Origin of the sequence: Ferrovibrio sp. (genome assembly GCF_002796975.1) — a bacterium.
Classification (GTDB): Bacteria; Pseudomonadota; Alphaproteobacteria; order Ferrovibrionales; family Ferrovibrionaceae; genus Ferrovibrio.
In genome coordinates, this window is sequence record NZ_PEKV01000014.1 from 12,914 (window position 1) to 34,827 (window position 21,914).

26 protein-coding genes are annotated in these 21,914 nt (G+C 63.4%); 7 read left to right on the top strand and 19 right to left on the bottom strand.

Translation table 11 applies throughout. The features are described from left to right. The 8 genes from CTR53_RS16430 to CTR53_RS16465 form a co-directional block, all read right to left on the bottom strand. On the bottom strand, positions 1-1,089 hold the full coding sequence (locus tag CTR53_RS16430; RefSeq protein WP_290815805.1) for a M14 family metallopeptidase: 1,089 nt from the start codon (positions 1,087-1,089) through the stop codon (positions 1-3). Between the two features lie 165 nt (positions 1,090-1,254). After that, positions 1,255-2,067 (bottom strand): hypothetical protein, encoded by an 813-nt coding sequence (locus CTR53_RS16435; protein WP_290815808.1) that lies wholly within the window; start codon positions 2,065-2,067, stop codon positions 1,255-1,257. 31 nt (positions 2,068-2,098) lie between these two features. Beyond that, on the bottom strand, positions 2,099-2,716 hold the full coding sequence (locus CTR53_RS16440) for a Smr/MutS family protein (protein ID WP_290815811.1): 618 nt from the start codon (positions 2,714-2,716) through the stop codon (positions 2,099-2,101). After that, positions 2,703-3,407 (bottom strand): LUD domain-containing protein, encoded by a 705-nt coding sequence (locus CTR53_RS16445; protein ID WP_290815813.1) that lies wholly within the window; start codon positions 3,405-3,407, stop codon positions 2,703-2,705. Before CTR53_RS16445 ends, CTR53_RS16440 begins: the two co-directional genes overlap by 14 nt. Next, positions 3,404-4,855 (bottom strand): LutB/LldF family L-lactate oxidation iron-sulfur protein, encoded by a 1,452-nt coding sequence (locus tag CTR53_RS16450; RefSeq protein ID WP_290816159.1) that lies wholly within the window; start codon positions 4,853-4,855, stop codon positions 3,404-3,406. Before CTR53_RS16450 ends, CTR53_RS16445 begins: the two co-directional genes overlap by 4 nt. Positions 4,856-4,871: 16 nt before the next feature. Then, a complete protein-coding gene (locus CTR53_RS16455; RefSeq protein WP_290815816.1) occupies positions 4,872-5,660 on the bottom strand; it encodes a (Fe-S)-binding protein in 789 nt (262 codons plus the stop codon). A gap of 15 nt (positions 5,661-5,675) precedes the next feature. Continuing rightward, entirely contained in the window at positions 5,676-6,365 is a 690-nt protein-coding gene (locus CTR53_RS16460) for a FadR/GntR family transcriptional regulator (protein WP_290815819.1), read from the bottom strand. A 91-nt stretch (positions 6,366-6,456) separates the two neighbouring features. Continuing rightward, positions 6,457-7,020, bottom strand: coding sequence for a GNAT family N-acetyltransferase (locus tag CTR53_RS16465; protein ID WP_290815822.1), 564 nt, complete (start codon positions 7,018-7,020; stop codon positions 6,457-6,459). 172 nt (positions 7,021-7,192) lie between these two features. On the opposite strand from CTR53_RS16465, the gene CTR53_RS16470 reads away from it, so the two are divergent. Further along, on the top strand, positions 7,193-7,732 hold the full coding sequence (locus CTR53_RS16470) for a PAS domain-containing protein (RefSeq protein WP_290815824.1): 540 nt from the start codon (positions 7,193-7,195) through the stop codon (positions 7,730-7,732). 4 nt (positions 7,733-7,736) lie between these two features. Here the strand turns inward: CTR53_RS16470 and CTR53_RS16475 are convergent, their stop codons facing one another. Further along, complete coding sequence (locus CTR53_RS16475) at positions 7,737-8,939, bottom strand: MltA domain-containing protein (RefSeq protein ID WP_290815826.1); 1,203 nt, start codon at positions 8,937-8,939, stop codon at positions 7,737-7,739. A gap of 11 nt (positions 8,940-8,950) precedes the next feature. Then, a complete protein-coding gene (locus tag CTR53_RS16480; protein ID WP_290815828.1) occupies positions 8,951-9,637 on the bottom strand; it encodes a Tim44/TimA family putative adaptor protein in 687 nt (228 codons plus the stop codon). Positions 9,638-9,919: 282 nt separating this feature from the next. On the opposite strand from CTR53_RS16480, the gene secB reads away from it, so the two are divergent. From secB to CTR53_RS16495, 3 genes are all read left to right on the top strand, one after another. After that, entirely contained in the window at positions 9,920-10,408 is a 489-nt protein-coding gene (gene secB, locus CTR53_RS16485; RefSeq protein ID WP_290815831.1) for a protein-export chaperone SecB, read from the top strand. Positions 10,409-10,524: 116 nt separating this feature from the next. Next, positions 10,525-11,064 (top strand): PAS domain-containing protein, encoded by a 540-nt coding sequence (locus CTR53_RS16490; RefSeq protein WP_290815834.1) that lies wholly within the window; start codon positions 10,525-10,527, stop codon positions 11,062-11,064. Between the two features lie 51 nt (positions 11,065-11,115). Further along, positions 11,116-11,685: a PAS domain-containing protein gene (locus CTR53_RS16495; RefSeq protein WP_290815836.1), complete on the top strand. Its 570-nt coding sequence runs from the start codon at positions 11,116-11,118 to the stop codon at positions 11,683-11,685. A gap of 12 nt (positions 11,686-11,697) precedes the next feature. On the opposite strand, the gene CTR53_RS16500 is transcribed toward CTR53_RS16495, so the two are convergent. The 8 genes from CTR53_RS16500 to CTR53_RS16535 all read right to left on the bottom strand — a co-directional run bounded on the left by CTR53_RS16500 (position 11,698) and on the right by CTR53_RS16535 (position 18,179). Then, on the bottom strand, positions 11,698-13,809 hold the full coding sequence (locus tag CTR53_RS16500; protein WP_290815839.1) for a hybrid sensor histidine kinase/response regulator: 2,112 nt from the start codon (positions 13,807-13,809) through the stop codon (positions 11,698-11,700). A 128-nt stretch (positions 13,810-13,937) separates the two neighbouring features. Continuing rightward, on the bottom strand, positions 13,938-14,624 hold the full coding sequence (gene dnaQ, locus CTR53_RS16505) for a DNA polymerase III subunit epsilon (RefSeq protein WP_290815842.1): 687 nt from the start codon (positions 14,622-14,624) through the stop codon (positions 13,938-13,940). A 2-nt stretch (positions 14,625-14,626) separates the two neighbouring features. Beyond that, positions 14,627-15,217 (bottom strand): dephospho-CoA kinase, encoded by a 591-nt coding sequence (gene coaE / locus CTR53_RS16510; protein WP_290815845.1) that lies wholly within the window; start codon positions 15,215-15,217, stop codon positions 14,627-14,629. Between the two features lie 11 nt (positions 15,218-15,228). Then, on the bottom strand, positions 15,229-15,462 hold the full coding sequence (locus tag CTR53_RS16515) for a type II toxin-antitoxin system VapC family toxin (RefSeq protein ID WP_367158992.1): 234 nt from the start codon (positions 15,460-15,462) through the stop codon (positions 15,229-15,231). A gap of 70 nt (positions 15,463-15,532) precedes the next feature. Beyond that, the gene (locus tag CTR53_RS16520) at positions 15,533-15,796 is read right to left on the bottom strand and encodes a type II toxin-antitoxin system Phd/YefM family antitoxin (RefSeq protein ID WP_290815853.1); all 264 of its coding nucleotides are present in this window, start codon (positions 15,794-15,796) and stop codon (positions 15,533-15,535) included. A 61-nt stretch (positions 15,797-15,857) separates the two neighbouring features. Then, positions 15,858-16,712 (bottom strand): shikimate dehydrogenase, encoded by an 855-nt coding sequence (locus CTR53_RS16525; RefSeq protein ID WP_290815856.1) that lies wholly within the window; start codon positions 16,710-16,712, stop codon positions 15,858-15,860. A 10-nt stretch (positions 16,713-16,722) separates the two neighbouring features. Further along, complete coding sequence (locus tag CTR53_RS16530) at positions 16,723-17,316, bottom strand: Maf family protein (RefSeq protein ID WP_290815859.1); 594 nt, start codon at positions 17,314-17,316, stop codon at positions 16,723-16,725. Beyond that, positions 17,313-18,179, bottom strand: a complete 867-nt coding sequence (locus tag CTR53_RS16535; RefSeq protein ID WP_290815862.1) for a pyruvate, water dikinase regulatory protein — start codon at positions 18,177-18,179, stop codon at positions 17,313-17,315. The genes CTR53_RS16530 and CTR53_RS16535 overlap by 4 nt, the downstream gene beginning before the upstream one ends. A 405-nt stretch (positions 18,180-18,584) precedes the next feature. Here CTR53_RS16535 and hemE point away from each other — a divergent pair, with 405 nt between their 5' ends. Further along, the gene (hemE, locus tag CTR53_RS16540) at positions 18,585-19,670 is read left to right on the top strand and encodes a uroporphyrinogen decarboxylase (RefSeq protein ID WP_290815865.1); all 1,086 of its coding nucleotides are present in this window, start codon (positions 18,585-18,587) and stop codon (positions 19,668-19,670) included. Positions 19,671-19,688: 18 nt separating this feature from the next. On the opposite strand, the gene CTR53_RS16545 is transcribed toward hemE, so the two are convergent. Further along, positions 19,689-20,195 carry an RcnB family protein gene (locus CTR53_RS16545; protein ID WP_290815887.1) on the bottom strand — a complete coding sequence of 169 codons (507 nt, stop codon included), beginning with the start codon at positions 20,193-20,195 and terminating at the stop codon, positions 19,689-19,691. Between the two features lie 138 nt (positions 20,196-20,333). Between CTR53_RS16545 and hemH the strand changes: the two genes are divergently transcribed. Both hemH and hemJ read left to right on the top strand, forming a co-directional pair. Then, positions 20,334-21,293: a ferrochelatase gene (gene hemH, locus CTR53_RS16550; RefSeq protein WP_290815890.1), complete on the top strand. Its 960-nt coding sequence runs from the start codon at positions 20,334-20,336 to the stop codon at positions 21,291-21,293. Positions 21,294-21,302: 9 nt separating this feature from the next. Continuing rightward, positions 21,303-21,734 carry a protoporphyrinogen oxidase HemJ gene (hemJ, locus tag CTR53_RS16555; protein WP_290816162.1) on the top strand — a complete coding sequence of 144 codons (432 nt, stop codon included), beginning with the start codon at positions 21,303-21,305 and terminating at the stop codon, positions 21,732-21,734. The last annotated feature ends 180 nt before the right edge of the window (positions 21,735-21,914 follow it).

Genomic DNA, 21,914 nt, shown 5'->3' on the forward strand with positions numbered 1-21,914 from the left:
TTAAGCCGCAGCCAGTCCGGCCAGCGCCAGTTTCTGGATCTCGACGGCGCGGGGATAGCACAGACCGCGCCACTCGTCGTTGTCGGGATAGAAAGCGGCGCGGATCTGCGCCTTGATCTGGCGGCCGGCCGGCGAGAACACGTCGCCGCGCAGATGCAGCCAGTTGTCGGCGATCACCGAGAGCCGCACTTCTTCAGACGACAGCGTGCCGACCTCGATGGCGCTGGCCACCACGGTGGCCTGGGCGCAGAAACGCGCGATGCCCATGCGCAGGTTGCCTTCGATGATCGGCGAGTCGGATTGCCCCATCGCCGGCGAGGTGACCGCATCGCCGAACCACTGGCGCGCCAGTTTCAGCGAATCGGAGTCGACCGGATGGCGGCAGATCATTTCCGAATAGCCGAACGGGCCGAGGCCGGTGTGGTAGTCGAGCACGCAGATTCGCTGTGCAGAGTTCAGATACTTTGCACAAACAGCCTTGATCGTCTTGTGCGACCAGCAGGCCTGCGTGCCACCGTAGAAGATGCCGTCGGCATGGCTGTGCTGGCCGCCAACGATGGCAGCGGTCGCCGCTTTACCGCCGACGCGCGCGTAATAGTCGGCGATCTTGGTCTGGATGCCGGCGGCGATCTCGTCGCTCCAGCTGTGCGGCACCAGCCAGTCATGCACTTCGGCATAGGCCGGATTGGCCGGCGGCGACTTCGCATCGAAGTCGATAAAGTTGCGGTTGATGTCCATGTTGTCTTCGTTGACGCGGCGACCCCAGGAAAAGCCGTAGGGGTTGCTGGCATGGATCGACAGCATGGCGGTGTTGGCCGGCAGCTTCGCGGCATGGCCTTCAGTCAGCCAGCCGACCTGGCAGCCCGAGCCGTAATAGCCTTCGATGCCATGCGTACCCGACACCGTGACCAGCACGCTGCGCGCATCCTTCGGCCCGAGCCAGGCGATGTCGGTGAACAGGTCTTCGCCGGCAATGCCGGTGTCGGGATGCTGGATGCTTTCGATTTCAGCGCCGGCATGTTTCGCGGCATCGAGAAATTTCTGACGCGCGGTGGCGTAGTCAGGCGAGAAATACTGGTGGATCGACATGGCGGACCTGCTGGCTTTCAAAATTTTCGCCACTTTCCGCCTGTGTCACACACTTGGCAAGCGTGACGGGATTGGTCCGTAATGGCTCGGCGTTTCTGAGCTCCGCGCCGCGCGATTTTGACCGGGCATCGTCGGATGGGCGAGGTCTTCTACCAGTTCCCGCGCTTACTGGGCCCCAACCACAGCTTGTCTTTTCAACTCGCAGAAATACTGGTTTCCGAATTCGGAGATTGGCGGGATGATTTTTCCGACCACCCAATCACCACGAATCCCAACAAGCATATTGAGAGGGACAAAGTTTCCAGTTCGATCTACTAACCCCTCAGTTGAGCGGGTTACCTTAATAACGGGGTAATTCTCAACCTTGTATCGTTGCTCCAGAGAAATCGGACTCATAACTCGCTCTATGGGCGACACCTTAATACACCGCTGAGGCCCGACTATTCCGTCAAAAGAACGCGCAATGTCATCTCGCCCAGCATCCCTATATCGCTGGAGAACCGAAAAGTAGTGGTCGCACTCTGCCCGCTCAGCAACAATTTCCAATCTGCTTAGACCAACATCTGGGACTGGAAACACTGGGGACATACCTTTCGTATAGTCCACGTCCCGACTGAGGTTGTCGGCAGTCCGCGAAAAAAATGCCTCGACATATCCTTGATTGGACTCGCGATTCAGATGTTTGAGGAGGGTCAGGCACTGCGTAGCGCAATGTGGTGTGTGTCCAAGATTAATTCCTGACCCTTCCGGTGTCGCTGCGGTTTTGATCTCGTCGGCAGACGACGCACATATTCCTGGGCCGACAAGCCGTACGACAGGCAGATCAATAAACGGGATGAGAGCAAGCGCAGAAAAAATGACTCCTCTCGCGCTCCACTTCGATCGGCTCGTCACTGCCCACCTCGAAAAGAGATGGCTGAGCCATGCAGCCAAAGCGATGTATGCAGCTCCTGCAATTAAGACTATGAGCGCGATCATCCCACACCTCTTCCCGCCATCTTCGCCTCTTTCAAGGACGTTTAACCGGCGCTTCCTCACGTTGCCGGCGCAGCAGCACATAGAAGGCGCCGGCGCCGCCCATTTCCTTGCGCGCCGGCGCGACGCCGAGAATCTGGTCGCGCCAGGGACCGCGCTTCAGATAGTCCGGCAGCCAGGCGCGCAACACGCCGCGGCCTTTCTGCATGATCTCGATTTCGTTGTCGGCCCGGACACTGCCCTTGCCGGTGATCACCAGCAGGCAGCGTTTCTGCTGCGCGATACCATCGCGCAGGAATTTTGATAATGCGCGTTCGGCATTGGCCAGAGTCAGCCCGTGCAGGTCGATGCGCGCCTCGACCGGAAGTTCGCCGCGCTCGAAACGCTGGCGCAGCCGCTTGTCCATCTGCGGCGCCGGCTTTTCGCTGTGGCGACCATGCGCCGGCAACACGGCCTTCTGCTTCGCCTCGGCTTTGGCATAGGCGGCCGCACCGGCGCCTTCCGGTTTGTAGACCTTGGGTAAAGGTGCGAGCGGCTGCGGCACGACGTTGGCCGCTTTTTTCAGCGGACGCGCCGATTGCACCACCTGCTGCCAGACGTCCTGGTCCGGGATCAGCGGCGTCGGTTTGACGGGTGCCTTACGGGGTGCCATCCGCGATGAGTACGATATGCAGGCGCCGCGGTCCATGGGCGCCGAGGACAGGCACGCCTTCGATATCGGCGGTGCGCGACGGACCGGTGACGAAATTCACCGTGCGCGGCCAGTTTTCCGCCGCGGTCTTGTCGGCCGTGCCGAGCTTGTCGCGCAGGCGGGCGAAGGCGTCTTCCAGCGAGCCGGTGATCTGGCTCTCCTTCATCACCACGATATGATGGTCGGGCACGAAATGCAGCGTGGTCGGCGTCGTCGTGGACGAGTGCAGCATCAGCGTGCCGGTTTCGGCGATGCCGGCAAAAGCCGGCGTCACGCTGACCAGATCCTGGCTGCGGCCGTGGCCGTAATCGACCTGCAGCATCGGACGGTCGCCCCACGGCAGGTTTTCCAGCAGCGGATCGGGCGCGACGCGCAACTGGGACGGCAGGTTATGCTGCGCCAGATATTCCGCCACCTTGCCCGGCACATCCTGTTCGGCCGGCACGCTGTCGACCGTGACGGTGAGCGCTTCCACCTTGGCGGTGAACAGCGCCACCTGTTCGGCATGCGGAATCTGTGCGCGCTGCGGCACCAGGTTCGGCGTGCGACGCGCGATGCGCTCGGCGACAGCTTCCGGCCGCGCCGGATCGTTGACGGTGTGCTTGAGCCCACTGCGGAGCGTGGCGAAGATGCGGTCGCGGGAGCTGCTCATCGGGCGGCTCCCTGCTTCGATTTGTATTGCGACATGAAGGTGCTGGCAGATTGTGGCGCGGGGAAATCGCGGCCGTCGGTCCAGCCGCCGGCGAGCGGCAGCGAGGCAAGCCTGCCTTTGTCCTTGCCGAGCATGTTGAGCAGGCCAATCGCGATGCCCGCGCCCAGCCGGTAAAGCCAGGGATGTTTCGCGGCAAAGGCCCAGGCCTCGATACCCCAGCGCTGCAAGGGTGGCGTGATCTGCTTTTCATGCGCCTGTTCGCGCCACCAGCGCATCACATCGGGCAGCGGAATGCGCATCGGGCAGACTTCCTCGCATTTGCCGCAGAAGGTGGAGGCATTCGGCAGATGCCGCGCGGTTTCCAGCCCGATCATATGCGGGTCGAGCGCCGCGCCGATCGGGCCCGGATAGACCCAGCCATAGGCATGGCCGCCGACCGAGTGATAGACCGGGCAGTTGTTCATGCAGGCACCGCAGCGGATGCAACGCAGAAGTGGTTCCAGTGCCGTGCCGAGCATTTCGCTGCGACCGTTATCCAGCAGTACCACGTGAAACTCTTCCGGCCCGTCCTTGTCTTCCGGCCGCTTCGGGCCACAGGAGAGCGTCGTGTAGCAGCTCATCTCCTGGCCGGTGGCCGAGCGCGCCAGGATGCGCAGGATGGTCGAGAGGTCTTCCAGATTGGGAATCACCTTCTCGATGCTGCTGACCGCGATATGCATTTTCGGCAGCGACTGGGTGAGATCGCCGTTGCCTTCGTTGGTGACGATCACGGTGGCGCCGGTTTCGGCGATCAGGAAGTTGGCGCCGGTGATGCCGACATCGGCCTGGAAATAACGGTCGCGCAGCACCTGGCGCGCTTCCGTCACCAGCACCTGCGGTTCAGTGGAGCGCGGACCGGCTTTCACGCCCGGCATGTTCGGCAGTTCGTAATCCGGATGGTGATCCTCGAACAGTTCGGCGACCTGCTCACGCGTCTTGTGCAGCGCCGGGCCGATGATGTGGCTGGGCGGTTCGTGGGCCAGCTGGATGATGTATTCGCCGAGATCGGTTTCGACCGGGGTGATGCCATGTTCCTCGAGGAAGGCATTGAGCCCGATTTCTTCGGTCACCATCGACTTGCCCTTGGTGACCAGTTTCGCATTGCGCGAGCGACACAGCGCCAGGATGGTTTCGCGCGCCTCGCGCGGCGTGCGGCACCAGTGCAGCTTGCCGCCGCGCGCGGTCAGCTGCTGCTCGAATTTCTCCAAATAGAGATCGATATGCTTCAGCACGTGGTTCTTGATCTTGACGCCTTCGTCGCGCAACGCCTCGAACTCGGGGAGTTCGCGCGCGGTTTCGACGCGGCGGCTCGCCATCGGGCCGCCAATAATCTGCATCGCCTTGCGCAGATTCGGGTCTTTCAGCGCCTTGGCGGCATTGGCTTCGAAATTCTGCGCGGTGATCTGCATGCTCATGGCGCGGCCCTCACTTGCTCTCGCCCAGCGAAGATTCACCTATGGCCGGCAGATCGGTCATGCCGGCCAGTACTTCCGCCACATGGCGCACCTGCACGGGACTGCCTTCGCGTTTCAGCTTGCCGGCCATGTTGAGCAGGCAGCCCATATCGCCGGCCAGCAGCAGATCGGCGCCGGTGGCGTTGATATCGGCGGTCTTTCGACTCACAATATCGGTCGAGATCTCGCCGTATTTGACGCAGAAGGTGCCGCCGAAGCCGCAGCAGGTTTCCGGCGTCTGCATTTCGACCAGTTCGAGTCCCTGCACGCTCTCCAGCAACGCGCGCGGCTGCGCCTTCACGCCGAGTTCGCGCAAGCCGGAACAGGAATCGTGATAGGTAATCTTCACATCCTGCGGTGCGGTCTGAACGCTCTGAATCTTGAGAACATCGACCAGGAAGCTGGTCAGTTCATGCATGCGGCCGGACAGATCCTCGGCGCGGCGCTGCCAGTCGGGCTCGGCCGCGAACAAGGCCGGATAGTGGTCCTTGATCATGCCACCGCAGGAGCCTGAGGGCGCGACAACATAGTCGTAGTCTTCAAAGACCTCGATCACCTGTTTCGCGATGGCCGCAGTGTCGTTGCGATCGCCCGAGTTATAGGCCGGCTGGCCGCAGCAGACCTGTGCCTCGGGCACTTCGACGACGCAGCCGGCATCTTCCATCAGCTTGATCGCGGCAAAGCCGACGCTGGGCCGGAACAGGTCGACCAGGCAGGTGACGAACAGGGCAACGCGGGGTTTTGAGTCAATCTGGGACATGCTGGGCTCCGTAACTCAACTCAGGCCATGGCGGCGCAGGCCGCTGGCGATGTGATACTGCACGGCGAGGCGGGCGGCCTGCGGATCGCGCGTCGACACGGCGAAGATGATCGCCTGATGCTCGCCTTCGATTTCGGCCAGGCGGTTCTGTTCCTTCAGCCGCGACAGTCGCGCCAGCTGCATCGCCTCGCGTGCATGGCGGCCGATGAAGGCGGCGAAACGGCGCAAGGCCGGATTATGGGCGGCCTGCGCCAGCACGTCGTGGAAGCGGATATCCTCTTCCAGGCCGAGGCCGCCTTTGGCGACCGCGTCGCGCATCGCGTCGGATGCCGCGCACAGGCGCTCAAGGTCGAGGATGGTATGGCGTTCGGCGGCGAGCGCTGCGCAGTCGGCCTCGATCAGCGCGCGCAGTTCCAGCAAATGCGTGTCGCCGGCCTCTCCGTTGTCGAGCCGGAAAGCGGTAGCGCCGGGGGCGGCGGCGACGAAGGCGCCCTTGCCCTGGCGGGTTTCGACATAGCCGTCGGTTTTCAGCCGGGCGATCGCCTCGCGCACCACGGCGCGGCTGACCTCGTATTGCGCGGCCAGCGCATGTTCCGACGGCAGCCGGTCATGCGGCCGCCAGTCGCCGGCCAGGATCGGCTGCAGCAGGGTCTCGGCGAGGGCGTCCGCCCGGGACGTAGGACGTATATCTGTCAGGGTGCTCATCAGCTGCCTGACAAGTTAGCCGGATTATCCAATTATTTCAATATGAGAACCGCTCTCATCTGGGCCGCCGGCTCGCAGCTCCCCCAAAAACTTAATCCGGCCTGATCTGCTGGTTGGGCAGGGTACTGTCGCCCGAGCCGAGCGGGCGCTGCATGAAGACGCTGTCGACCCAGCGGCCATGTTTGAAGCCGATCGAGGGCAGCGTGCCGACGACGCGGAAACCCAGTGTCGCGTGCAATGCGATCGAGCCGGTATTCTGCGTGTCGCCGATCACCGCCACCATTTGGCGATAGCCCAGCACGGCGCAGCGCGCCATCAGGCTTTCCAGCAGCGCACGGCCGATACCCTTGCGCGGCGCATCCGGCGCGACATAGATCGAATCCTCGACCGAAAACCGATAGGCGATGCGCGGGCGATAGGCGCTGGCATAGGCATAGCCGACCACGCGGCCGTCCAGTTCGGCCACGAGGTAGGGAAAATCCTTCGCCAGAATGTCGGCGCGCCGGCGCGCCATCTCGTCCGTATCGGGCGGCACTTCCTCGAAACTGCCGAAGCCATGCCGCACATGATGGCCATAGATCGCGGCAATGGCGGCGATGTCGCGCTCTTCGGAGACGCGGATAATGACGGGGCTGGTGGCGGGCGATGACGACATGGCTGACTCGGGGCAGATCCGGTTTTGCGGCAGGGACTGTTAATCGCACTATGCCACGGTGAAGGCGGCAGGGAAATCTGCCGGACGGCTCTGTTCGACAGAAAGTATTGATTGCCATGGCATATCCAGATTTTCACTTGTTCGTCGGACGGTGCCGTTCCAGATTGGCAGCATGATCGATCCCGCCGTCCCGCTGGATGCGGCCAGCCTGCGTTTCAGTGCCACGGGTGCCGCCGACGGGCCCGAGCCGCATGCCCCTGTGCTGCTGGCGCTGCTGCGCTACTGGCAGTCGAAATGTCATGCCCCAAAGGACGGAATGGCGGGCCGCCTGCCTGCCCGCAGCGATCTCGATCCGCTCGAATTGCGCAGCCTGCTGCCGCATGTCTATCTGATCGACGTGCTGCCGGGCGGTGTGCCGGATCGCTGGCGCTTCCGCGTGCGGCTGCTGGGCGAAAAGCATGTCGAGGTCTACGGCCCCGGCCTGGTCGGCAAGGTGATCGACGATGTATTCCCGCCGGCTGTCGCAGCGGAGTTCAACCGGCTCTATGCCGTCGTGGTGCAGCGCCGCGCGCCGGTGATGAACCATGGCCGGGTGAGCTGGCTCCGCAACAAGGAATTCCTGCAATACGAAGGTCTGCATGCGCCGCTGGCCAGCGACGGCAGCAGTATCGACTGCATTTTCGGCGCTGGCGCCTTTGTCGGAATGGACTGACGCGTCAGGAGATGGCGAGAAGTTTTGCCGCCACGGCTTTCGGCAGCAGCAGCCAGGCCCGGCCGGGATGCTTCATGCGGCCGGCGATGCTTTCAGCCTGCGCGCCCGCACCCCAGAAGACATCGCCACGCACGGCGCCACGGATCGCGCCGCCGGTATCCTGCGCCACCATCAGGCGCTGGAACGGCACGGACGCATTGCCGCTGTCCGCAGGCCGCGTTGCGTCAAGCCAGAGCGGCAGACCAAGCGCAAAATGGCTGCGGTCGACGGCCAGGCTGCGGCCCGGCACCAGCGCCACGCCCTGCGCGCCGGGCGGACCGTCGAGATCGTCCTTCGGCGCCGGCAATTCGCGGAAGAACACGTAAGACGGATTCTGCCGCAGCAGTTCGGGTGCGGCATCGGGATTTGCGCGCAGCCAGGCGCGGATTGCCTGCATCGACACATCTTCGCGGGTCAGCGTGCCGCGCTCGATCATCACCCGGCCGATGGCGACATAAGGATGGCCGTTCTGCGCGGCGAAACCGACGCGCAGCTTCTGCCCGGTATCGAGCTGCACCAGCCCGGAGCCCTGCACCTGCAGGAAGAAGGCATCGGAGGCATCGTCGAGCCAGACCAGTTCCAGATTCTTGTTGTTCAGCGCGCCGGCATCGATCTGGCCGCGATCCTCATAGGGCCGCAGGCGGCCGTCGCGCACGCGGCCGGCAATGCGCTGGCCCTTCAGGCTGTCGCGGAATTCGCCGAGATCGACCTGCACCAGATCGGGCGGCATGCGATACAGCGGCGTGGTGTAGACGCCGTGTTTCTGGCGGCTGCCGCGCACCAGCGGTTCGTAATAGCCGGTGAACAGGCCTTCTGTTTTTCCATCGCCGATCACGGCGACCGGCTGCAATTCGTTTTCGATCAGCCGGCGCAAAGCGGCATCGTCGCCCGGCAGCAGTGCGGCCAGCGCCGTGCAGAAGGGCTTCCAGTCGTTACCGGTGCCGTAACGGTCATGGCTGTCGAGCCGGCGCTCGTTGCGCGGCGTCATGCGCGCGCAGCTGCGGCTCAGCGCCGGCAGAGCCTCGGCGACGCGATCGGCGGCATAGCCAGGCAGGTCGGCGAAACCGGCGGGCTGAAAAGCAATGGCAGGGGGCGCGGGCGGCGGCGCCTTGGGCGCGCAGGCCGCGACAACGATCAGAAAAACGAGGGCGAGACTGCGCCGCGCCATACCGTCGCGCCTCAATTCGGCGCGGAGGTGGCGATCAGGGTCCAGTTCGGATCGCGCGAGCGGGTGTCGCGGGCGAAGGTCCAGATATCGGTGACCTGGTCGACGCTGTTGGCGTGACCGCCGATCACATGGCCCTGGGCATCCTTGGTGACGCTGATCAGCTCGGACTCGAACTTCACCGTCACTTCGGCGATGCGGTTGTTCACCTGGGTCTCGGTGATCGCGGCGCCACGCAGGCCGACAAAAGTGGTTTCCATATGTTCGCCGCGCTTGGCGCGGTCATCGATGGCGCCGGCGAAATCGTTGAATACTTCGCGCGACAGCAGCGGGCGCAACGTGTCCTTGTCGCCGGCGGCAAAAGCCGTCACCACCATTTCATAGGCAGCCTTGGCGCCGCCCACGAATTCGGCAGCGTCGAAATCGGGATCGACGGCGCGCAGCGGGGCAAGGATCGCCTCCTGGGCCGGATCGGCAGCGAGGCCGGCGGCATCCGACGCATCGCGACGCGGCAGGGCGACGACATTGTCTTCGGCGCTCTCGCCATCCTTGGCAGCGCCATCCTTGTCGGCGGGGCCCGGGCGGCGACGCTTCTGCTCATGCCCGGTGCGCTGGCCCAGCACCGCGCGCAGGCGCAGCGCGATGAAGCCGGCGATGGCGCCGAGCAGAAGGATGTCGAGAAATTGGAAACCGTCGCCCATGTCCGCCTGATACCCTGATTTTACGGAATTTTACCCCCGGCGACCGGGGCGGTCCAGCATGCCGGCACCGGAAGCAGTGCTATGCTGCGGAAATAAGGGCAAATCATGGCATTACAAGCGGTACTGCGTCGTATTCGCGCGCGCACTGCGATGCAAGGTGGAGTGCATTCGGGGCCCGCCGCCTTGTCGATCTCCGCCAAAGCATGCTAGGGACAGCCCGCCCTCACGCGATCCACAGTCTGCCGTCGGCAGGCTGTATCAGACGGAAAGATACAACCGGCCATGACCGACACTGCCAATCCGCCGCCGGGTTTCGACCCCAATGCCGACCAGAATGCCGCGCCGCATTTCGGCCTGAACGCGCAATACACCAAGGATCTTTCATTCGAGCATCCGATGGCGCCGCGCACCTTCAGCATGCAGGGCGCGCCGCAGATTTCGGTGAATGTCGGCACCTCGGCCGAGCGCGTGAACGACAGCCTATTCGAAGTGACACTGCGCATCTTGTGCGAAGCCAAGCATGGCGAGGAGGTCGCCTTCGTGATCGACCTGCATTATGCCGGCCTGTTCACGCTCGCCAATATTCCCGCCGAGCATGTCGAGCCGCTGCTGCTGGTCGAAGCGCCGCGCCTGCTCTTCCCGTTTGCCCGCCGCATCGTGGCAGATGCGACCCGCGATGGCGGCATGCCGCCACTGATGCTGGATCCGATCGATTTCCTGCAGCAGTACCAGCGCAGCAAGGAAGCCGAGGGCCAGGCGGGGACTGCCTGATCTGCATCTCGGACGCGTCTCTGACAAAGCCGGGCTTCACGCCCGGCTTTTTTCTTGCTCTCGCCAGGGCGCACCGGCAAGCTGCGCGGAACAGGGGCAGGTGAAGCGGAGGCAGGGTGGAAACGTCGCTCGACGACCTTATTCAGGCGTCGTCCTATCCGCGCTTGCTGGGAACGGAGTTTCTGGATCGCTGTTCGCCGCCGATCCGCCGTATCTGGGACTACTGGAACAGCCGCCGCGGCGATCGGCCGCTGCCCGGCCGGCACGACATCGACCCGTTGAGCATTCCGCGCGACCTGCTGCCCGGCATCCTGCTGACCGAAGTGCTGCGCGAGCCGCCCTGGCTGCGCTACCGCCTGGTCGGCACCGCGCAGGTGACGCTGCGCGGGCGCGATCCGACCGGACAGCCGGTGGCGGGCAACTATATGGGTGTGCATCTGGGCACCAAGCCCGACGAGACGATGCTGAACTACCGCATCGTCATCGAGCGGCGCGTGCCGGTCTATACCTACAATCCGGTGACCGGCATGATGCCCGACGGCAGTTCGCTGCGGCAGCTGGCCCTGCGGGCGAACTGCTCGCTGCTGATGCCGCTGTCGAGCGACGGCACCACTGTCGACATGGTCTTCTGCTACACCGAGCTGGAAGCGCCCTAGTCTGGCTGTCTGCCTTGCGATCGCCGTCCTGCGGCGGCACTCTGCGCGCGCATGACCGAACCGGAGCAGACCCAGCAATCCTCCTTGGCCTCGCTCGACGATGCGATCCGCGCATCGACGCATCCGCGTGTTCTCGGGCCGGGCTTCCTGGACCGGTGTTCGCCGCGCGTGCGCCGCATCTACGAATACTGGGATGAAAAACGCGGCACGCGCGCGATGCCGGCACGGCGCGACATCGACCCGTTGAGCATTCCGCGCGACCTGCTGCCCGGGATCGTGCTGACCGAAGTGCTGCGCGAACCGCCATGGCTGCGCTATCGCCTGGTCGGCACGGCGCAGGTGGCGCTGCGCGGCCGCGATCCGACCGGACAGCCGGTACACGACAATTATCTCGGCGCCCATCAGGGACTGCCGGGCGACAACGTGATCCTGAACTACCGTATCGTCATCGAGAAGAAGACAGTGGTTTACGTGTACAACCCACTGCCCGGACCGGCGCCGGACGGCAGTTCGCTGAACCAGCGCAGCGTGCGCGGCAACGGCACCGTGCTGATGCCGCTGTCGGGCGATGGCGAGAATGTCGATACGGTATTCTGCTTCAGCGACCTGGATGAGCCCTGATCAAGCCCCTGCCTATGCCTTCTGGGGCGCAGCCAGGCCGATGGTGGCCAGCAGCTTGTCCATCTCGATCGGCTTGGCAAGGATGGCATCGAAGCCAGCCACCTCGTAACGCGCCAGCGCTTCCGGCACCACATCCGCGGTCAGCGCGATGATGCGCTGCTGGCCGCCGCGCGGCAGGCTACGCAGCCGGTAATGCGTTTCGATACCGTCCATCTCCGGCATATGAATGTCGAGCAGCACGACATCGAAGTCCTGCTGCTCTGCCGCCTGCACCGCAGCCGCGCCGCTGCCGACCAGCACCAGTTTTTCGCAGAGCGGCTTCAGCAGGGTTTCGACGATGCGGCGGTTGATATGGTTGTCATCGACGCAGAGCACGCGCGGCCGCTTGATGCGATAGTCGGTATTGGCCGGCACCAGCTGCAGCTGCGGCTCTTCCTGTTCCGCCAGTTCGGCCGGAATCTGGAACCAGAACAGCGAGCCCTTGCCCTGCCGGCTGTCGCAGCCGATCTCGCCGCCAAGCAGATAACAGAGCCGGCGGCAGATGGCGAGACCAAGGCCGGTGCCGCCAAAGCGCCGCGAAGTGGAAGCGTCTTCCTGCGAAAAACGCTCGAAGATGGTGTTCTGCGCCGCCAGCGAAATGCCCGGACCGGTATCTTCGATCTCGAAGCGGATGCCGGCGACGTTGCCCGCCAGCGTCGTCGGCTTCGCGCGCAGCACGATATGGCCCTGTGTGGTGAACTTGACCGCATTGCCGACCAGATTGACCAGAATCTGGCGCAGGCGCACCGGATCGGTCTCGATACCTACGGGTGCTGCCGGATCGATTTCGACACGCAGGGACAGTTTTTTCTGCGCACAGGCCGAGGAGAACAGCGCTGACATCGTATCCAGCAGGGTGCTCAGACGGATCGCGCTCGGCGCCACCTTCATCTTGCCGGCTTCGAGCCGCGAATAGTCGAGAATGTCGTTGATGATGCCGAGCAGGCTCTCCGCCGATTCGCGGATTACGCCGACATAGTCGCGCGTGGTGGCATCCAGCGGCATGTTTTCCAGCGCCTGGGCCATGCCAAGTACGCCGTTCATCGGCGTGCGGATCTCATGGCTCATGGTGGCGAGGAATTCACTTTTCACCGTGGCGAGCTTTTCCGCACGTGCGGTCTGGTCCTGCAGGTCGGTATTCAGCGCCGCCAGCATGCGGGCGCGGGCTTCGCGGTCGGCCAGCACCCGCAGGCCGACGGCGAGCGCGACGATGCCGCTGAGCATGACCAGCAGGGAGATCACGCTGATGATGGTGGCAAGCGAGCGCCAGTTGGCGATGCCATGTTCCAGCGAGCGCGAGGTGGACAGCACCAGCCGGTCGCCGAACATGCGGCGCACCGCAACGATACGCTGCTCGCCGGTGAAGGGATTGGCATAGACGCCGCTATGGGCACTATGGCCGCTGGCGACGAAAGCATCGTAGGCCTCGACCTGGCGGCGGTTGCCGACTTCCTCCTCGCGCCAGGGATAACGCGCGATCAGAGTGAAATCCCTGCTCAGCAGCGTGACGTAATCGCCCGTTGTCACGGCGCTTTCGAAGGCCCTGGCATAGCTCTGCGGATCGATGCTTGCACCGATTACGCCCTTCAGGGTGCCATCGGGATAACGCACCGCCATGCTCATGGTGAGCTGCCAGTTGCCATCAACCAGATTCTTGCTGGGGCCGCTGAACAGGAAGCGCTCGCTGGAATCGCGCAGTTGCACGAATGTCGCCTGCCCGGCCGCGCTGTAGGGGCGGATCGGATGTGAGCGCGAGGAGAAGATGCCGATGCCCGCGCCGTCGACCACGCCGAGTGCACGCACATAGGGCAGCTGTTCCTCCAGCCGCTTCAGATGCTGATGCATCTGCGCCGGGTTGCTGCCATCTGCCGCCCAGAGCAGTTCGATCTTCTCGAGCGCGAACTGCACGCTCAGCAGAGAGTTTTCGATTTCCTGAGTGCGGATTTCGCCCTGGCGCTCAAGATCGCCGGTTTCTTCCGTGATCGCGGCGTGGCGCAGCGCGGTGTAGACATAGTGATTGAGGCCGATGAGCGGCAGCATGATCGCGCCGATATAGACGACGCAGAAGAAGACGGTGCGGCGCATGGCGAGTTCGACCGGGGCCTCAGGGGGAGACGGCGTGGTTCATGGCGATGCAGCCTAGTTTCGCTCTTTTCCGGTGAAAAATTGCCAAGCGGTAAGGTTACTGGAAAGTTATCCGTACAACGGGGGCATTATTCCGTCTTGAGCCAGAGCGGATCTTTCAGCTTGGCGACGAAGGCGGCATGGGCGGCAAGTTCCTCGGGGCTCGCCGCATGCGGTCGCACCGGCCGGGCCGGGCCGCGCGGCGCCTGCGCCGCCAGGACGGTATCGCCGACATCAAGGCCGGCAAGGCCGAGGCCCTGCTGCCGGCCGCCGATCAGTTCGAGATAGACCTCGGCCAGCAGTTCGGCGTCGAGCAGCGCGCCATGTTTCACACGGGCGGAATTGTCGATGTTGAAGCGTTTGCACAGCGCGTCGAGGCTGACCTGCGCGCCGGGGAATTTCTGCCGCGCCAGCCGCACCGTGTCGATGGCGCGTTCCATGGCGACATGCGGGAAACCCGTCAGCCGCGCCAGTTCGGCATTCAGGAAGCCGATATCGAACTGCGCATTATGGATCACCAGCGGATCCTCGCCGATGAAGTCGCAGAAGTCCTGCGCCACCGCGGCAAACAGCGGTTTGTCCTTCAGGAACTCGTCCGACAGACCATGCACCTTGAAGGCGTCTTCCGGCATGGCGCGTTCGGGATTGATGTAGACGTGGTAATGCCGGCCGGTGGGAATATGGTTGACCAGCTCGATGCAGCCGATCTCGACCAGGCGGTCGCCTTCATTGGCCTTGAAACCGGTGGTTTCGGTATCGAGCACGATTTCGCGCATGGTCAGGCTTTCCGCAGGGTTTCGATCAATGTCACCACCTGCGCCTCGGTTTCGGCCGGGCTCACGCCGGTGTCGATAACGTAATCGGCGCGTGCGCGTTTTTCCGCATCCGGCATCTGGTTGGACAGAATCCCGGCGAGTTTCGCTTCGGTCATGCCGGGCCGCGCCAGCGCGCGGTCGCGCTGCATCGCTTCGGGCGCGCTGACCACCACGATGGCATCGAGCTGCTTCGCGCTGCTGCCTTCCAGCAGCATCTGGATTTCCAGCACCACCATGTCGGCACCCGCGGCCTCGTTGTCATGGAGGAAATCCTCGCGCAGTTTCGCCACCAGCGGATGCACGATGCTTTCGAGTTTTTTGATCTCGGCCGGTTTACCGACCACCGCCGCCGACAAGGCCGCGCGATCCACCGCGCCGTCCTTCACGACACCCGGGAAGGCCGCGCCCACCGGTGCGACCGCGGCGCCGCCCTTGGCATAGAGCTGGTGCACGCCGGCATCGGCATCGAAGACGGGAATGCCACGTGCGGCGAACATCTTCGCCACCGTGGTCTTGCCCATGCCGATGGAGCCGGTGAGGCCGATCCTTTTCATGCGGCCCCCCGTCATGCCGGCAACACCGCGACATCGTATTCGGCGAGATGCCTGTCGCCGGTCACCAGGATCAGGTTTTCGACCCGCGCCTGCGCGACGAGCATGCGGTCGAATGGATCGCGGTGCAGATGCGGTAGCCGCGAGACCTCGCGTGCATGCTCCATCTGTATCGGCAATAATGTTGCGCCCATCCGGGGCAGATAGTCTTCCCAGTCAAGTTTGGACGTCAGCTTGCCTGTGGCCACCTTGATGCCNNGGTCAGGCGCCCCGTATCGTCCAGCGCCCACAGGAAGGCGTTGGTGTCCAGCAGCAGTCTCACACATCACCGTCAGGGAATATGCGGCTGTTGGCAAAGTCGCGCTCGATCTCGGCATCGGCCTGATCATAGTCCGGCGCGAATTGTATCTGGCCCTTCAGGAAGCCGAATTGACGTTTCGGCTTGTCGGCCTGTGCCACCGGAACCAGCACCACCGCTGGCTTCCCTGCGCGCGAAATTACCACGTTTTCGCCCCGCTCCGCTGCTTCGATCAGCTTGGAGAGGGTGGTTTTGGCTTCGTGAATATTAACCTGAATTTTCATTGGCTTAGCACTTAGCTTAGCTAATCTGCGAAGATTAGCTTAGCTAAGTTAGCTAACCCGGTCAAGCGAGGACCGCGGCCCGCAGCTCCATCGTCACCTCCGGGGCGACGCCGAACCAGGCCTCGAAGCCCGGCCGGCCCTGGTGCAGCAGCATGCCCAGCCCGTCCACCACCGGATTGCCGCGCGCCCGGGCCGCTGCCAGCAGGCCGGTTTCCAGCGGGGTGTAGACGATGTCGTTGACCAGCGCCGTGACCGGCAGATCGTCCAGCGGCAGGTCGAGCGGCGGCTGGCCGCCCATGCCGAGACTGGTGGTGTTGACCAGCAGGTTGGTTCCGGCCAGCGAAGCGGCGCGCTCCTCCCAGTCGACGACCTGCAGGCGGCTGCCGAATTCGGCGGCCAGCGCCTCGGCCTTGTCGCGGCTGCGGTTGGTCAGGCGCAGCTCGGGGGTGCCGGCATCCAGCAGGGCCACGATGATCGCCCGCGAGGCGCCGCCGGCGCCAACCACCACGGCCGGGCCGTTCGCCGCCCGCCAGATCTTCGGCGCGTCGGCCCGCAGCGAGGCGAGGAAACCGAAGGCATCGGTGTTGCTGCCATGCAGGCTGCCATCCTCGCGCACAACAATGGTGTTCACCGCGCCGATCCGCTTCGCCACCGGGTCGATTTCGGCCAGATAGGGCAGCACGGCCACCTTGTTGGGCAGGGTGACATTCACGCCACGAAAGCCGGGTTCCTTCGGCAGCGCCTCCAGGAAGGCGCCGACATCTTCCGGCGGCACCGGCAGTTTGTCGTAACGGCCGCTGAGGCCGTATTGCGCCAGCCAGAAGCCGTGCAGTTTCGGCGAGCGCGAATGATCGACCGGCCAGCCGATCACGCCGGCGCGCGGCAGGATGTCGTCTTCGGTATCGAAGGCCGTCATGCGCCCGGGATCATGAACGGAGCACCTTGTTCTCGCGCAGGATATCCAGCAGCGGCAGCAGCGGCAGGCCGAGGATGGTGAAGTGGTCGCCCTGGATGCGGCTGAACAGCTGCGCGCCGAGGCCTTCGAGCTGGTAGCAGCCGACGCAGGACAGCACGGCTTCGCCGGCCTGCGCCAGATAGGCATCGAGGAAGCCGTCGCTGAAATTGCGCATGGTCAGCTTTGCGCTCTCGGCATGACGCCAGATCACGCTGCCGCCACGCGCCACCACCACCGCACTGACCAGCTCATGCGTCTTGCCGCGCAGGGACAGCAGATGCTCGCGCGCGCTGTTCATGTCTGCCGGCTTGTCGTACCAGCGGCCATCGCAGGCGACCATGGAATCCGCCGCGACGATAAAATCCGTCGGCTCTGCCGAACTGATGCGATGCGCCTTCAACTCGGCCACCGCGATGGCGGTATCGCGCAGGCTGGCGCCATCGCTTTTCAGCGACAGCTTGATTTCCTCTTCATCGACGCGCGCAGGTTTGACATCGAAGTCGAGGCCGGCGCCGCGCAGCATGGCCGCACGCGAGGCGCTGGCGGAAGCAAGGATCAGACTCATGCCTGCGACTCGTCGAAGCCGAGATCCTGCTGCCTGCGCTGCTCCTCGCGGCGATTGTGCAGATTCAGAATCGCCGCGGCGGTTTCCTCGATCGAGCGGCGCGTCACATCGATGATCGGCCAGTTATGCTTGGCGCAGAGCTTGCGTGCGATCATCAGTTCTTCCTTCACGCGTTCATCGTCGACATAAGCGGTTTCGGTATTCTGGTTCATCGAGATCAGGCGGCTGCGCCGGATCGAGACCAGACGGTCGGGCGAAGCCGTCAGTCCGACCACCAGTGGATTTTTCAGCGCCTCGATTTCGGGCGGAATGATCAGGCCCGGCACGATCGGCACATTCGCCGTCTTGAGCCCGCGGTTGGCCAGATAGATCGAGGTCGGCGTCTTGGAGGTGCGCGACACGCCGACCAGCACGATATCGGCCTTGTCGAGGTCTTCGAGATGCTGGCCATCGTCATGCGCGATGGTGAAATGCATGGCATCGATGCGGTGGAAATATTCCGCATCCATTTCATGCTGGCGGCCGGGCAGGTTGATCGCTTTCTCACCAAGATATTTGCCAAACGCCATGATCACCGGATCGAGCACGGGCACAATCGGCAGTTTGGCCTTGGCGCAGCCCTTGACCAGGATCTCGCGCAACTCCTGGTCAACAATGGTGAACAGCACCAGGCCGCCCATGGCGGCGATGGCCTCGACCACGCGCTCCATTTGCAGCGGCTTGCGCACCAGCGCCCAGGTATGGGTCTCGACCTCTTCCTGCGATTTCTGGAACTGCACCAGGGCTGCCTTGGCCACCGATTTCAGCGTTTCGCCGGTGGCGTCGGAGACCAGATGGATATGCGGCCGGACGGTTTTCGGCATCAGCGGGGCACCAGGGAGCGCGAGTGAATCATGGGGATAAAGGGTATAAGCGGGGGGTTTTCCCCAATCCGATCAATTTCATGCCCGGAAGCTCGATTCCATGCAACCGGCCAGTCCCAATGGGATCGATTTTGTGACGCCCCTGTGGAAAGCGGGGAGGAACTGCATTTCCGCCATAATGCTTACCCATCCCCGTTATCCCCACAATTCCCATTGCGGAACCGGCGGCTTTCCATCGTGGTTCTGACGCGCTTATCCCCCGACCGGGTCCGATCCGGCCGGCCAGGATGTGTTCGGGACAGAATCCGGGACCAGCCCTGAATGGCCAGTTATCCCCGCCACTCACCGCACAACCTCAACCACTATCTCTTTTAATTTAAATTAAAATAGAAGAGGAATAAGGCCATGAGCCCTGTTCCTCCGGCCCCTCTCATGGGGCAACTGACAAAGCAGCCGACCAAACCGTTACTGCGAACCCTGGCCGGTCTGCCGAGTGCACGTCCGCCGCTCTGGCTGATGCGCCAGGCCGGTCGGTACCTGCCTGAATACCGCCAGACCCGGTTCGAGGCCGGCAGCTTCCTGCAGCTTTGCTACGACCCGGAACGTGCCGCGGAAGTCACCCTGCAGCCGATCCGGCGTTTCGGCTTTGATGCCGCCATCCTGTTCGCCGATATCCTGCTGATCTGCCAGGCGCTGGGCCAGCATCTGGAATTCCGTGAAAACGAAGGCCCGGTGCTGGATCCGATCCGCACGGCCGGCGAACTGACCCGTCTGAACCCCAATGGCATCCACAAGACGCTGGGACCGGTCTACGAGGCCGTCGGACGCATCAAGGCAGAGCTGCCCCCCAGTTGCACCATGATCGGCTTTGCCGGCGCGCCCTGGACGGTGGCGACCTACATGCTGGAGGGCAAGGGCTCGAAGGACTATCCCGCCGCCAAGACCTGGGCCTTCGGCAATCCCATCGGCCTCAACACGCTGATGGAAATCCTGATCGAGGCCACGGTGGCCTATCTGGACAAACAGGTGCAGGCCGGCGCCGAGGTGGTGCAGCTGTTCGATACCTGGGCCGGCGTGCTGCCCGAACAGGAATTCCGTCGCTTCTGCATCGAGCCGGTGCGACGGATCATCGCCACACTGAAAGCCAAATACCCGACCCTGCCGGTGATCGCCTTCCCGCGCGGCGCCGGCACAATGTACGAGGGTTATGCTGCGGCCACCGGTGCCGATGCACTCGGGCTGGATTACACGATGCCGCTCGGCTGGTCGAAGGACCATCTGTGGAGCAAGCACGTCGTGCAGGGCAATCTCGATCCGCGTCTGCTCGTGGTTGGTGGCTCGGCGATGGCGGAAGGTGTGCATCGCCTGATGTCCACCTTCAAGGGCCGCAATTTCATTTTCAACCTCGGTCATGGCATCGTGCCGGAAACGCCGATCCGCCATGTCGAGGAACTGGTGCGGCTGGTGAAGGGCTCCGAAGCGCTGGCCTGATATCCCCGGCCTGATCCGCTACATCCGTGCCAGATCCTCGATGGCGGCGGCGACCATGCCGGTGCCGGCCGCAATCATCAGGATATCGCCGGCGACGCGCACGTACTTATAGCCTGACGGCGGCGCGCTCAGGCGGATGCTCAACTCGGGCGGCAGGTCGTAGAAGACGACGTCGCGCGGCAGCGGATGGCCCATCATCCATTTCTTCGCCTGGCCCGGCGGCATGCAGCCATTGCCCTTCTTGGCCAGACCCGGCGGGCAGCCGCGCGGCATCGGGCCGCCATAATAATCGCGGATCACCATGCGGTCGCTGTCGTTGAAACTGAAATTGATCGAGATATTGGTGTCGCCACCGCCGCTGGAACCACCGCGGCCCTTGCCACCCTTCTGACCATGTCCGTTGCCTTTCTCCTTATGGCCGCCTGGCGGATCGGCCCAGGCCGGGAGGGCAGTGGCGAGGCTGCCGGCGGCAATGGTAAGCGCCAGGGCAGCAGTGGCGATGCGGAGAGTGGCGATGGCGGACATGGAGTATTCCTTCTCCCGGAATTTTTCCGGATGCGGTGATCCTCTGAAACGATTACGGCGTATTTTTGTCTCAAAAAGTGCGAAACATCGGCAGGCACACCTCGCCTGGACATCGTTACGGCCTTAAGTCTTAGAACCATGAAAAAGACTGCAGTCATCCTTTTCAATCTCGGTGGACCGGACAGCCTCGCGGCCGTGCAGCCATTCCTGTTCAACCTGTTCAGCGATCCGGCGATCATCCGGCTGCCCCATCCGTTCCGCTGGCTGCTGGCGAAACTGATCTCTACACGCCGCGCCCCGGTGGCGCAGGAGATCTATGCGAAGATGGGCGGCCGCTCGCCGATCCTGCCGCAGACGGAAGCGCAGGCGCGTGCGCTGGAGGATGTACTGGGTGACGGCTACCGCGTCTTCATCGCCATGCGCTACTGGCATCCGTTTTCGGATCAGACTGCAAAAGCCGTGAAGGACTGGGGTGCGCAGCGTATCGTGCTGCTGCCGCTCTATCCGCAATTCTCCACCACGACGACAGCGTCTTCATTCAAAGACTGGCATCGTGCGGCTGCAGCGGCGGGCCTGAACGTGCCGACCAGTGAAATCGTGCAGTATGAAACCGATCCGGGTTTCATCGCGGCGCAGACCGAATTGCTGCGCGAACGTCTGGCCGAAGCGGAGTCGAAAGGCGCAGAAGCAGGAACGGGTGTGCGGATTCTCTTCTCTGCGCATGGCCTGCCGAAAAAGATCGTCGATGCCGGGGATCCTTATCAGAAGCAGGTCGAGGCCAGTGTTGCTGCCGTGCTGAAACTGCTGGACCGTCCCGAGCTGGACAGCGGAATCTGCTACCAGAGCCGTGTCGGGCCGCTGGAATGGATCGGGCCGGCGACGGATGCGGAAATCACGCGCGCCGCACTGGAGAAACGCGCGATTGTTGTCGTACCGATTGCGTTTGTGTCGGAGCATTCCGAAACGCTGGTCGAACTCGATATCGAATATGCCGAACTGGCGCAGCATAACGGCGCCGCCGCCTATATCCGCATTCCCACCGTCGGTGTGCAGCCCGCGTTCATCGCCGGGCTTGCCGGTCTGGTACGACAGGCTTAAACAGTGGCCATGCTCTACGACTGGCTGAAGGCTTTTCACATCGTCTCGATCATCGCCTGGATGGCGGGGATGCTGTATCTGCCGCGGCTGTTCGTCTATCACGCAGACGCCGAGACCGGATCCAGCCAATCCGAGACCTTCAAACTGATGGAGCGCCGGCTGCTCAAGGCGATCATCAACCCGGCGATGATGGCGGCCTGGATCTTCGGCGGCCTGATGGTCTGGCTCGGCCATCACTGGGATCAGCCCTGGTTCTGGGCCAAGATCACCCTGGTGCTGGTGATGCAGGCGGTGCATGGCAAGCTGGTGGCCTGGCAGCGTGACTTTGAAAACGACCGCAACACCCGCAGCCAGCGTTTTTACCGCTACGCGAATGAAGTTCCGACTGTGCTGATGATCGGCATCGTCCTGCTGGTGGTCCTGAAACCCTTCCTATCCTGACAGGTACTGTCAGGAGAGCATTGTCCTGTAACAATGTTCCTTTTGCGTGCTCATACACCCGATGGTATGAGACCGGCCAAACCAACGGGCCATGCCCGCACGTCCGAAGTATCCCTAAGATACCGTTGCGGCAGTGTTTCGTGCCATTGGTCACACAGGATGCGCTTGTCGTTCGTACGA